This window comes from Lewinellaceae bacterium, from assembly GCA_020636105.1.
In the GTDB taxonomy this organism is placed as follows: Bacteria; Bacteroidota; Bacteroidia; order Chitinophagales; family Saprospiraceae; genus BCD1.
Map to the genome: position 1 here is coordinate 4,219,620 of JACJYL010000001.1, position 13,263 is coordinate 4,232,882.

10 protein-coding genes are annotated in these 13,263 nt (G+C 44.1%); 3 read left to right on the forward strand and 7 right to left on the reverse strand.

The window, feature by feature from the left end:
• Nucleotides 1-163 precede the first annotated feature (163 nt).
• The gene (locus tag H6571_15795; protein ID MCB9325204.1) at nucleotides 164-2,311 is read left to right on the forward strand and encodes a gliding motility-associated C-terminal domain-containing protein; all 2,148 of its coding nucleotides are present in this window, start codon (nucleotides 164-166) and stop codon (nucleotides 2,309-2,311) included.
• Between the two features lie 43 nt (nucleotides 2,312-2,354).
• On the opposite strand, the gene H6571_15800 is transcribed toward H6571_15795, so the two are convergent.
• From H6571_15800 to H6571_15830, 7 genes are all read right to left on the reverse strand, one after another.
• Entirely contained in the window at nucleotides 2,355-4,727 is a 2,373-nt protein-coding gene (locus H6571_15800) for a zinc-dependent metalloprotease (GenBank protein MCB9325205.1), read from the reverse strand.
• A gap of 254 nt (nucleotides 4,728-4,981) precedes the next feature.
• Entirely contained in the window at nucleotides 4,982-5,326 is a 345-nt protein-coding gene (locus H6571_15805; protein ID MCB9325206.1) for a DUF86 domain-containing protein, read from the reverse strand.
• The gene (locus H6571_15810) at nucleotides 5,319-5,624 is read right to left on the reverse strand and encodes a nucleotidyltransferase family protein (protein ID MCB9325207.1); all 306 of its coding nucleotides are present in this window, start codon (nucleotides 5,622-5,624) and stop codon (nucleotides 5,319-5,321) included. Before H6571_15810 ends, H6571_15805 begins: the two co-directional genes overlap by 8 nt.
• Nucleotides 5,625-5,799: 175 nt before the next feature.
• Nucleotides 5,800-6,096, reverse strand: coding sequence for a hypothetical protein (locus H6571_15815; GenBank protein ID MCB9325208.1), 297 nt, complete (start codon nucleotides 6,094-6,096; stop codon nucleotides 5,800-5,802).
• A 21-nt stretch (nucleotides 6,097-6,117) separates the two neighbouring features.
• Nucleotides 6,118-6,618 (reverse strand): paraquat-inducible protein A, encoded by a 501-nt coding sequence (locus H6571_15820; protein ID MCB9325209.1) that lies wholly within the window; start codon nucleotides 6,616-6,618, stop codon nucleotides 6,118-6,120.
• A 42-nt stretch (nucleotides 6,619-6,660) separates the two neighbouring features.
• Nucleotides 6,661-7,248: a YdeI/OmpD-associated family protein gene (locus tag H6571_15825; protein ID MCB9325210.1), complete on the reverse strand. Its 588-nt coding sequence runs from the start codon at nucleotides 7,246-7,248 to the stop codon at nucleotides 6,661-6,663.
• Between the two features lie 172 nt (nucleotides 7,249-7,420).
• A complete protein-coding gene (locus tag H6571_15830; protein MCB9325211.1) occupies nucleotides 7,421-8,338 on the reverse strand; it encodes a carbon-nitrogen hydrolase family protein in 918 nt (305 codons plus the stop codon).
• A gap of 145 nt (nucleotides 8,339-8,483) precedes the next feature.
• Here H6571_15830 and H6571_15835 point away from each other — a divergent pair, with 145 nt between their 5' ends.
• Both H6571_15835 and H6571_15840 read left to right on the forward strand, forming a co-directional pair.
• Nucleotides 8,484-11,633 carry an ATP-dependent helicase gene (locus H6571_15835; GenBank protein ID MCB9325212.1) on the forward strand — a complete coding sequence of 1,050 codons (3,150 nt, stop codon included), beginning with the start codon at nucleotides 8,484-8,486 and terminating at the stop codon, nucleotides 11,631-11,633.
• 230 nt (nucleotides 11,634-11,863) lie between these two features.
• The gene (locus tag H6571_15840; protein ID MCB9325213.1) at nucleotides 11,864-13,216 is read left to right on the forward strand and encodes a 1-acyl-sn-glycerol-3-phosphate acyltransferase; all 1,353 of its coding nucleotides are present in this window, start codon (nucleotides 11,864-11,866) and stop codon (nucleotides 13,214-13,216) included.
• Nucleotides 13,217-13,263 lie beyond the last annotated feature (47 nt).

Consider the following 13,263-nt stretch of genomic DNA (forward strand, 5'->3'; position numbering starts at 1 on the left):
AGCAATTTTTTGTTTGAAATTATACTTTCCATTTTTTGTCTTCAGGCATACCTATTGCTTTTTGGGAGATGCTTTTAAAGCATGTTTGTTTTATTTTTCGTAATTTGAAAATGCTTGCCTGTTTTTTAAAATGGGCCTTAAAGGGCAGGGAAATATCAGAGGTATGCGATTAAAACAATTGACCATCGGTTTGTGGTTGTGGTGGAGTTTAACCCAACTTTCTGCCCAGGTGCCCTTTACCTGCCAGGGTCAGTATTTTCTCAGTTTATCCCCAACGGTGACCAGTAATTCAGGACTTTACCTGGTGGAAATCGATCCGGTTTCGGGCAATACTGTTTTTAACACGATAACCACCTCGGTGGGCGCTACAGTCAATGCAATGGGGTATCGAAGTACCGATAATTTCATCTATGGAGTCAATCCTCAAACATTGACTCTCTATCGGGTCGGGGCTGATGGGATTGCTCAAAATCTTGGGGTTCCCCAGGGGATTATTACCAACGGGTTCGCCTATTATGCCGGGGATGTTACGCCGGATGGGAATTATCTCGTTCTACTCGGGCAGGCTACCGCCAATAATATTTCCGGGTACCTGGCCTTTGTGGACCTCACCGATCCCGATTATCAAGTGACTTCTTTGAGTCTGATCAACCCTCTTTCCGGGATATATGACATTGCCTTTGATCCATACACCGGAGAATTGTACGGTTTTAGTACTGGTGATGCCAGGTTGGTGAAAATCGATCCGGCTACGGCCACCATTACAAGCGGATTCCCGATGCAACCCCAGGTAAACCAGCTTGGTGCTATTTTTTTTGATGTGTCGGGCAATTTGTTTGGTTATGGCGCCATCAACGGACAACCCACTTTGGTGTCGATCAATAAAAATACAGGCATCATGACCTCGGTGGCGAATGGCCCCCCTTCCGGTGGGGAAGACGGTTGTTCCTGTCCTTATACCATTGAACTGAAAAAAACCGTTTCGACCGATATTGCCTTGCCCTGCACTGAAGTGATCTATACCTTCGTGATATTCAATGGTTCGGGCATTCTGCAAACCGGCCTTCAGCTGACGGATATCCTGCCGGAAAATTTTACCGTACTGGAGATCCTTTCCAATCCTTTTGGAGGCATTGAAACGATCAGCGGACATGCTTTTGATATCAATAATATGAGTGTGCCTCCTGGAATAGACAGCATCCATGTTTTGGTTGAAATTGGTCAGAATGCCCTGGGATTGTATCAGAACCAGGCTGTATTGACCGGACTGCCCTCGTCGTTGGGTGATTTTACCTATTCCGACTACCCAAACACACTTATCACTCCGGACAGTACGCCCATACAGATTAACCCACTCGACATCACTTTTATTGAAGAGGAGTACATGATTTGTCCCGGAGATTTTGAAGTGATCGATGCCAGTTTGTACGGGGTGACTTACTTGTGGGAAGATGGTACAGATGTGCCTATCCGGGTATTGGATACGCCCGGGGATTATTCCGTTACCGTTACCTCCGGTTGTGACCAGGTGGTAGCGAATATTATAGTAACCACGGAGCTCGTTTATTCCTATCTGGAAGAGCAATATTACCTTTGCGAAGGAATCCCTATCCTGCTAGACGTAAATTCTTTTGGAAATATTATTCAGTGGGAAGACGGGGCTGTTTCACCACAGCGAGAGATCGAAGCTGCTGGAACCTATGCGGTAACGGTTTACGACGGTTGTGAAGTGACGGTCATTGATTATGAAGTTTTATCGGAAGATTTTTTTGTAAATATCCTTCCTGAATTCATTCAAATTGAACTGGGATCGTTCACCCCTTTAAACGCTATATTTTCAGCGGAAGGGGCAATGGTAAGCTTTGAATGGATCGATCCATTGAGTAACAGCTTGTCCTGTTATGATTGCCTTTCCCCCATTTCAAGCCCCTTTGATGATGTGGAATATACTTTGATCATGTCGGTGGAAAACGGATGTATTTACCAGGATTCGGTGGTGGTGGAAGTTAAAAAAGATCGGGCGATTTATATTCCCAATGCCATCAGTCCGAATGGCGATGGCGTAAATGAATATTTTTACGTACAGAGCAAACGCAATAATGTAGTGGTAAATAAAATGAGCATTTTTGACCGCTGGGGTAACCTCGTATTTAAAACAGAAAACGTTCCTGTTAACCAGGAGCGTAGCGGATGGGATGCGAAATTTAAGGGAGAACCCGTTCAAAGTGGGGTTTTCGTTTACCTGGTCGAACTGGAATTCATTGACGGTTTCGTCCTGATGAAGCAAGGAGATGTGACGGTGATCCGGTAAACTGGTTCCTGGTTATCGATAACCAGCAACCAGCAACCAGTTCCTAGTCTTCCAGATCTAAAGCCTGATCAATCCTGGAAAGCATATCCAGATAATGGAATTTTGTCGATTCATCCGATACCTTTTTGCCGTTTTTCGCCAGGTTGGTCCTCAGCTTCATCAGGGAACCTTTGGCCACGGATTTTATATCGGTGGCATCGCTATTGCCTTTGTCGTCTTCGAGTAATTTAAAAAGCATTTCCACATGAGCTTTTTGCAGGTTACGGCGATAGACATCCACTGGCCCGGGGGTGCTCAGTTCTGACCAGATGCCATTTTGAACCTCCGAAAATAAGTCGGTCAGTTTATAGCTGTTTTTGTCCATGGCTTCTCCTTCGATCAATCGCTTCATACGGTCGGCTTCAAAAAGTCCGTTCAGCGTTGACTTTTGCAGGCCGTTAATTCGGTCGATAATGCTTGCTCCGCCGATGCGTTGCAGGATATCCCGGTCAATGAGCCAACTCGGAGTGCGGAAAAGTTGATCGTTGATGAACCTTACGGCCTCCCTTTGCCGTTTGGCGGGTACTGGAGTAAAGACAACGCCTTCTTCATCGGCGGTTTTCCGGAATTCATACACACCGCCGACATTGGTTCTAACATGGCGCATGTACCGGCCCAACTGGCTGTAAACATTTTCGTACATCTCGCTGAGCTGATCGTAATCCTTGCCTTCCTGCTTCGACCATTTTATCAGTTCGGGCAGGATACGTTTTAAATTGTTGATCCCCATTTGGCTGGCGTAAACCGCATCATCGCCGAGATCTTCCGTCTGTGAACTTGGATCATCAGGGTTACCCCGCTGTTGTCCGTAACGGTATTCCGGATTCCCTGCTTTTTCTTTTACCCATTGGTTGAGGGTAGCCGCCTCGTCATCCGGTTTTTCCACATTGGGCAGAAGTTTATAACCGTAATAGATGGCCCAGTCATCATAAGTTCCGATGCCGGGATAAAAATTGGTGACCCCGTCTTCCGGCTGGGCTATGTAGTTAAAACGGGCATAATCCATGATAGAAGGTGCCGTGCCGTGGGTAGCGGTGAAAGTCTTGCTGCGCAAAGAATCAACAGGATAAGCAACGGAAGAACCCATATTGTGAGGCAATCCGAGGGTGTGTCCCACTTCATGTGCCGCTACAAACCGGATCAGTTGTCCCATTACCTCATCGTCAAAGTCGACTCCCCGGGCAGCCGGGTTACAGGCCGCTGTTTGCATCATAAACCAGTTGCGCAACAAACTCATCACATTGTGATACCAGATGATATCACTTTCGATGATCTCACCGGTCCGGGGGTCATGTACGTGTGGGCCCATGGCATTTTGGATGTCGGTAGTGACGTATCGTAATACAGAGTACCGGACATCTTCCGGACTCCAGTCAGGATTTTCTTCTTTGGTAGGGGCCTCCATGCCCATGATGGCATTTTTAAAACCTGCCTTTTCAAAGCTGGGTTGCCAGTCGTTGATCCCCTGGATCAGGTAAGGAATCCATTTTTTCGGGGTAGCCGGATCGATGTAATAGATGATGGGTTTAACCGGTTCCACGATTTCTCCACGAAAATAAGCTGCCGGATCTTTTGGCTCCAGGCGCCATTTGGTGATGTATCGGCGGGTGGCGGCCCTTTGCTCTTCTGATCCGTAATCGATTTGCTGAAAGGAGAAGTATCCCACCCGGGCATCGTAATATCTGGGGATCATAGGTTTTGCCGGCAGGCGCACGAAAGACTGGTTCATGCCAACGGACAAGGTTTGTGTAATCTGGTTATCCGGTAATTTTTTGCCTTTGTAAGTCAACACGTGGCGCACCTCTACATTGTCGGGAAAGGCTTTCATGTATTCGACAAAACTTCTGGTTTTATCGAGTCCGCTGATCTCAAAATCTTTTCGTTCCGAACTCGATAGTGCACCGATCATTTCCACATCATCACTAAAAAAAGGTGTTACTTCGATCACATAGGAAGTGCTGTCTTTGGAGATGGCTTTGATGTCAAATACCTCGATTACCGGTTCGAAATTATTGTTTTTCACCGATTGGTAAACTGGTTTTTCAAAGTCTGCCACACTATTGTACGACACCGACCTCAAAAGGATTTTGTTGTCTTTTTTTTGCCAGCGGATCACCTGCTGTGGCCTGGAACGCATCCCGGCGCCACCGAAATTCAGGTTTTTGACATGGCCGGAGATGCGGCTCACTACAAGTATTTCTTCTTCCAGGATATCGTCAGAAAGTTCGAAGTAATATTTCCCTTCGACTTTATGAATATCGAACAATCCTTTCTGGCTGACGGCTTTGTCCGTTATCAGTTCATCGTAGGGGTGTTTTTTCTCTTTCTTTTCTTCTTCTTTTTTAGGCTCGTCCTGGGCGACCACGAAACTGGGCAGGAAGAACAAAAAAATGAAAAGCGTTGTGAATGTTTTCAGGGAATAGGTATTGTTTTTCATGATTATGTAGGTTAATTTTTTACTTTATCCAAGATCACAAAGTATCACATCATTTTCCTCCCAGTCTTTTTTAATATATCAAATTTTATTGCTTAGAGTTGCGAATTTGACAACCGGTATAAGGTGAAAATAATTCTCATTTTTAAATGTAAAAAAGAATATTAGGGTTTGATTCTGAAAGCATTTGTTATGTATTATTGATTGCCTTCGATTATTTCGGATATTTTCATTTTGAGATCCTCCAGATTGTTTTCAATAATTGACCAAAGAATTTCGATATCTATCCCAAAATATTCATGTACAATACGATTTCGAAAGCCAATTATCCTTTTCCATTGAACAGTTTGGTATTCTTTTTGAATTTCATGAGATAATCTATTGGCGGCTTCTCCGATTATTTCAAAATTCCTCACCACCGCATCTAATCTCATGTCATCTTCCTTAAAATCATCTTTCGAGAGGTTCTTTGTATATTTTTGGATCTTATCGATGCTTTCAATAATATCCTCAAGTAAAAATTTATCAGAACGTTTAGACATACTCTAAATCCGGTTTTATGAATTGATAGTATTTTTCTTTTACTCCATTCCTGGAAACTAAATCTACTTTTTTATGTAAAATGGCCTCTAATTCTTCTGCAAGGTCAATAAATTCTATGCCGATATTTCGATTGAAATCAACCAATATGTCAATATCACTGGTTTCATTAAAATCGTTACGACTCACAGAACCAAAAATTGCCAATTCCTTGATGCTATATTTTTTGAACAACCTAGTTTTGTTTTTTCTAAGTTGATCAATAAATTCTTGTTTATATATTTTATTCGTTACATCCATGGTTCTGGATTTTTTTAACCTTAAAAGATTACCAAATGACTAATCTCAAAGAGAATTAGACCTAAAAATACATTTGTTATAAACCAAAACAAACATGACACACACTTTTGTTCATTATTCAAAATATATAATTATTAAGCCCCCTTTGGGTACACCTAATATATTCTAACCTCAGTTACTTCTTTTTAAATTTATACAGCCGCACACTTCCTTCTTCCTCATACCCGTCAAACACCCATCCTTTGGTATTGAGGATAGCCTCGCCAATAACGCCAACGGCCAGGTCACGTTTGGCCGGTTTGCCATAGACGAGGACTTCTTCGCCCAGGGCAAGCCTGAATTCCCTGATATCTCCACCAAAAGCTTCAATATACATAACGGCATCTTCGGTAGATTCGACCGCCTGGATGTGTTGCGGTATTTTTTCGCCACAGGCAAAAAACAGGAGGGCAATAAAAAATAATTTTTTCATGGATCAAATATTATCAGTTAATTAAATTTTGTCTTTTTCGCCAATATTAATGACCTGCGTCGCTGCAATCGAAAGGATGCAATAAGCCAGGAAATAATAAAAACCTTCATGTAGTTCTGCATGGATGTTGTCATCGGAATTTGTTGCCAGAAAAGCCAGGAAAACACCCACTACAAATACGTCTGCCATAGACCATTTGCTGATGATGGCAACGAACCAGTGCAGAAATGTACGGTTTTTTATTTGTTTGAAGAACAGAACTACCATTAAAATAAGCGCCTTGACGAGGGGGACGATCACGCTGAACAATAAAATGAGGTTGGCCACAAGGTTGTTATCATTCTTCCAAAGGGTGCGTATGGTTTTTATGATGCTTTGGGTACTGTCGTACAATCCGATCTCTCCGATGAGCGGCAGTTTGGCTCCTATGTGAATACTCAGAATGGGGAAGGTCAATCCTGGATATAGACAGCTCAGGGAGATAAGAATCAGGGCCACGGCCACGATATTTCTGGGTGTCATGTGTTTTATTTTTCAACAAATATAAGAGAGTGTTCAAAAAAATCATTTTTTCTTTTCCCCGGCCCTCAATAGCGGTACTTTCAATTCCTGTTCCGAGGATTCGATCAGGATGCTCAGCCGGCGCAAACGTGTTGCTTCCTGTTTGGCGCTCATCACCCAGTGGATGGATATTTTTCTGGAGGAAGGAGCCAGTTTTTTAGAAAAGAATAACCAGGCGCGGGGATTGGTTTTTAAGGTTTGTATATAATCTTCACGAAGCTCCTGATGCTCTTGTTCGAAAGAATAAACCTTTGTTTTTTTTTCCTGCCGCTTTTCCCATGCCTGGATACCGGCAGGGCGCATCAACCCTTTTTCGATTAGTGTTTTAACTTTTTCAATATTGACGGCACTCCAGATACTGGTGGGCCTGCGTGGGGTGAAACGGATCATATAACTTTCCTCGTCAACGGATTTGCGAAGCCCGTCTATCCAGCCGTAACAGATGGCTTCATCAACAGATTCGGACCAGGTATAATTTTCCTTGCCTGAATTTTTCTTGTAATAACCCAGCCATAATTCCTGGGCATTGTTGTGGTTTTCTTTCAGCCATTGGCGCCATTCGGTTGTGTTCTTAAAAAAGGTCGGGTTCATTTTTTGATCAAAGTTTTATTTTTTAGCTACATTCATTCACCATCAGGATCAGGATTTTATGATTGTTGGATTAGCAGGATTGATTTTTTTGCCCTGTTCTTATCATCAGACATGGAAAATAGCGACATTCCATCCCATACATGTTCGTGTCGGAATCCGCATGGAGTCTGAATCAAAACGCTTTCCTTTTAAATTCAAAAACATCGTTCCGTGCATAATGCCCGATCACATCAAAATCGAATTTACTTTTGGCAACGACATCCATGTCCAATTCAGCGATGAGGATGGTTTCTTCATTATAAACCGGACCGGCCAAAACTTCTCCCAAAGGAGAAATCAGAACACTGCCTCCGCGACACATAATTTCCGGTTCATTTTGAATCTCTTCCTGCAAATGGGCCGGATAATCTTTTTTAGTGACAAACTGGTTACACCCGATCACATAACAGCGCCCTTCACGGGCAATATGCACAAGGGTCGATTGCCAGGTATCTCTCGCATCAGCTGTTGGGGCCACGTATATTTGAACGCCCTGCTCATACAACGCCATTCGCGCCAGCGGCATCAGGTTCTCCCAGCAGATCAGTCCGCCAAGTTTACCAAAATCGGTGTTCAGTACCTTGAGGGTAGTGCCGTCGCCTTCTCCCCAAAGAATGCGCTCGGTGCCGGTGGGTTTCAGTTTACGGTGTTTGCCGAGGAGGGTTCCGTTATTGTCAAAATAGAGGATGGAGCAATAGAGCGTACCGCTAACTGCATCCCGCTCCGTAACGCCCAAGACAAGGAACAAGCCTGCCTGCCTGACAAAATCACTGATCTGCCGGCAATATTCATCTCCGATAGTGATGCTGTTTTCTGCAAATTGATGCCAAAGAGCTCTCCCCGCTTCCCCGCGCCTGCCGACCACGGTATCGAATGACAAACCCCTTGGGTATCCCGGGATAAAGGATTCCGGAAATACCAGTAAACCGCAACCTTTTTCAGCAGCTTCAGCAATCAGCCTTCCGGTTTTCTCCACCGTTTTTTGTGCATCAAATAATACGGGAGTGGCCTGGACAATGCCCACTTTTATTTTTTTGTTTGAATCGGAAATAGAGCTAAAATTTTATTGTTTAAAAAGTGATTTCGCTGCGATTATCATAAAATGCAAACAACAAAATTAATAGTTTTTGGATTTAAAGTAAAGGATTTTAAATATACGTTGAATTCAGTTAACTAACAAAACCGTACATTTGTGTATGGCCGGATCAACAAAGGATATTCGTCATTATAATAAAGCTTTTACCGAGGCGCTTGACATGCTCAACGATGCGCAGCGTGAGGCCGTGGAGCAGATCGAAGGCCCTGTACTTACCATTGCCGGACCAGGAACGGGAAAAACCCACATGCTCACCGCCCGCATCGGGCGCATCCTTATGGAGACCGATGCCCAGCCCCACAATATTCTTTGTCTGACTTTCACGGATGCCGGGGTCGTGGCCATGCGGGAGCGGCTTCTTGAATTTATTGGCCCGGAGGCGCACCGGGTTCACATTTTCACCTTTCATTCTTTTTGCAATACCATCATTCAAAATCACCTGGAATTATTCGGTCGGCACGAACTGGAACCGCTGAACGAACTGGAAAGGGTGGAGCTCATTCGCCAGCTTATCGATGACCTGGATGTGGATCATCCGCTTAAAAAAGGGCGCGCGGATATCTATTATTACGAAGGGCATTTGTATGACCTGTTCAAAAGAATGAAAGCGGAAGACTGGACCGTTGCTACGGTGCACGAAGCTATCAATAGTTTCCTGGAGAGTTTGCCGGAAAGAGAGGAATACATTTATAAAGTCAACCGAAGAGATACCAAAAAAGGGGAACTCAAAACGGCCAAAATAGAAGAAACACAGCGGCGCATGGATTTATTACGGGCTTCGGTGGACCTTTTTCCTTTGTACCAGGAAGCCATGGACAAAGCCCGAAGGTATGATTTTGACGATATGATCCTGTGGGTGCTGCGGGCCTTTGATCAGCATGAATCCTTATTGCGCAATTACCAGGAGCAATACCTCTATTTTCTCGTCGATGAATACCAGGATACCAACGGCGCCCAGAACGAGCTGTTGCAAAAGCTCATAGGGTTTTGGGACAATCCCAATGTTTTTATCGTTGGCGATGACGACCAGTCGATTTATGAATTTCAGGGCGCCCGTTTGAAAAATCTCGTCGATTTTCATGATCAGTACGAACAGGATCTGAAACTGGTGGTGCTCAAAAATAACTACCGGTCTTCCGGGGCGGTATTAAAACTGGCCGAAAATCTCATTCGGTTTAACCAAAAAAGAATTGTCAACAGCCTGGCAGCCCGCGGGGTAGATAAATCCCTGATCGCTAGTCATCCTGATTTTGCCAAAACCAAAGTGAACCCAAAAATCATCTCCTGGCCCGATCGCTGGCAGGAAATCACCGGAATTGTTTATGAAATAGAACGGCTCCGGCAATCGGGGATAAAGCTGGAAGAAATAGCCGTGATCTATGCACAACACAGGCAGGCCGACAACCTCTTTGCCCTGCTTGAAAAGAAAGGCATTCCTTACAACAGCCGACGAAAAGTAAATATTCTCGATCTGCCCCTGATCCGTAACCTGAGGATGTTCATGGAATATCTCCAATTGGAATACCGCCGGCCGTTCAGTGGAGAATATTTATTGTTTAAAGTATTACATCTGGCATTCCTGGGTATTTCTCCCCAAGACCTGGCATCCCTGAGTCTTTTCATGGCCAAACAGGAGGAACCGGATCATTATTGGCGTCGGGTCATCGGTGATCCGGGGGAATTGAAAAAAGCCGGAGTTAAACATCCTGATTCTTTTTTGAAATTCGCCGCACTTACGGATGAACTTCAGCTGGCCCTTGCCAATGAATCCATCCCTGCTTTCATGGAGAAACTCATCAACCGCAGCGGATTGCTAAAATATATCACAGAGCATCCTGAAAAACTGTGGCTCATGCAGGTGTTGAACACCTTTTTTACGTTCATTCGCCAGGAGAGTATTCGCCGACCGAGGATGACCTTGTCCCGGTTGCAGGAGTTACTGGGAAGTATGGATGACAACCGGCTTCAAATTGGGCTGGAAAAGGTGATCCAGGCCCACGAAGGGGTTCATTTGCTGACGGCCCACGGTGCCAAGGGGCTGGAGTTCCGGTATGTGTTCCTGTTGGATTGTGTTAAGGATTTCTGGGAGCCCAGGAACCGCAGTTCCTACAGATTCGTGATGCCTGATACCCTCACCTTTTCTGGGGAAGAAGATGCCATGGAGGCCCGGCGACGCCTGTTTTTTGTCGCCATGACCCGGGCCAAGGAAGGATTGTATCTTTCTCACAGTCGGATGGAAAAAGGAAAACCGCTGCAGCGGGCTGTTTTTGTAGATGAAATTGCCGATTATAACGGGGTGGAAAAACTTGAACTGGAAGTGCCGGAAGCGCAATTGGTGGAAGCGACTTTCCTGCAATTGCAGGAAGTGGCCCGCCCGAAACTCGACCTCATGGAAAAAGCTGCAGTCGATGCTTTATTACAGGATTTTAGCCTCAGTGTTTCGGCCATGAACATGTATTTGAAATGCCCGCTTGGATTTTATTATGAGCGTGTCCTCCGGGTGCCCACCCTCATGAGCGAAGCTGCCGCCTATGGTACCGCCATGCATAATGCCTTGCAGCGTCTTTTTGACAAAATGCTGATGTCAAAGACGAGATCCTTTCCGGATATTTCAAATTTTTTACGGTTTTTTGAAAATGAAATGTTGCGGCAGAAAGTCCATTTTGCTCACAAGGAATACGAAAGACGCCTTGAAATGGGGAAACGAAACCTCGAAGCTTTGTACCAACAGAAAATTCAACATTGGCACAAAAATGTCAGGGTGGAACTGGTTATAAAAAATGTGGAAATCGATGGAGTACCGGTCAATGGAACCCTCGATAAATTAGAGTGGTACGAAGGAATGAGTGCTCACATTGTCGATTATAAAACAGGCAGCACCAATACGTCGAAATTGGCTAAAATGACCGATTCCAATCCTTTGGGCGGCATTTATCGCAGGCAGCTGATCTTTTATAAATTGCTTTATGAAAATTCAACAGGGGCAAGCCATACGGTGACTCATTCATTCATCCAATACCTCGAACCGGATGAAAAGGGTGTTTTTGTCGAGAAAGAAATCCGTATTTTGCCGGAGGAGACGGAAGCGGTAAAAAAAATGATCGTTATGACTCATCGCAATATCATGGAACATCAGTTTTATGAAGGGTGCGGCGAACCTGATTGTTCCTGGTGTTCCTTTGTAAAAGACAATGTTTTCCCGGAGCGTTTTAGCGATCCGGAGATTGAAGCACTGGACGATAATATGTAAGTTACCTCACTGAAAAATTCAGACAGGATATCGAACGGATCAACCGCGGCCGCTAAATCTCAGGGCTTTCCTTATGCCTGGAGTTTTCCGGAAGCAAACCCAAAAGTGGCTCAACCAGTTTAAGGCTTTTGTGGAGCGGGTTAATCCCTGGAATAACTATATTTGCGCCTTTTGAAGCGAGAATCCGTAATCTCACGGGGGGCTCCGGGGGTAATTTATATTTTCAACTTATGATAAAAACAAAAAAAACGATTTTATATCTCCTCTTGCGCGAATGGTGTTTTATCGGAACCCGATTGTATTTTAAGAAAGTGGAGACCAAATATTTGGAAGACTTTCCGAGGGATAAACCCGTCATTTTTGTCGGCAATCACTGCAATACCTTTATTGATCCCATTCTCATGGCGGTGAATACCCACAGCTATCCTGCTTACCTCGCCACTGCCGCGGCATTTAGAAATCCAACTCTTGCCAAATTTCTATATGCCATTCGCATGCTGCCGGTTTATCGACAAAGAGATGGGGGGGATCCGATAAAGAAAAACGAAGAGATCTTCAATATTTCGATTCAGCAGCTGGAAGCCAACATGCAATTTGTAATATTCCCGGAGGGCAGCCATACGCCTTTCCGCCGGTTGAGGGATTTTAAAAAAGGCTTTGCCCGGATAGGTTTTGAAGCTTTGAACAGAAATAACGGAGCATTGGATGTACTGATTGTTCCCGTAGGGGTGGAATACCGCCAGTATCGAAAGATGCACCAGGAAGTTTTACAAACTTTTGGCAAGGCGATTCCCTTGAAAAATTATTGGGAATCTTACCAAAAAGATAATGCGTTGACGTTGGTTCAATTGAAGAATGATGTTTATAAGGAACTTAAGGAATTAATGATTCATATTCCCACCGAAGAACATTACGAGGCTGTAGAGTCCCTGCGGAATTTTACCCGGCCATGGTTGTATGATTTTTTGGGGTTGAAAAATCCGGATCTCTACGATAAATTCCTTGCAGAAAAGAAAATGATCGCCAGCCAAACGGCCTTTGAAACCGAAAAGCCCGAGGAGATGGAATCCTTTGCCCGGAAAATAACCGATTATCAAAAAGCACTGGATAAACAAAATTTCAGGAACCACCTGGTTCAAAACCCTCCTGACATACTAAAGATGGCTTTTCAGTTCCTTTTGATGATTTTGTTCCTGCCGATTTACCTGCTTGGAGTGATCACCAGTTACATTCCCTATAAATTACCGGTAGTTATTTCCAAAAAACTTTTTAAGGATACCATGTATTATGGGGCGGCTAATTACGCAGGCGGGTTGTTGTTTTTTACCATTTCCTGGATCGTGGAAACCCTCCTGGTTCAAATGATTTTTCACAATGGCTGGATTACCCTTGCTTTTGCATTGCTTATGCCTGTTGCATCATTTTTCTCTTTCAGGTACTGGATCGCTTTGAAAAAATTATGGCATGGCTGGCGGTATATTATTTTTAGCAAAACAAAACCGGAACAGGCAAAAAACCTGAGGGAACAACATGAATCCATTATTAAAGAAACTGCACAAATGATGAAAGCGTTTGGAGCATAATGGAAAATGCTTTGTAGGGTCTGCACATTAATTTACAATAGTTTTTC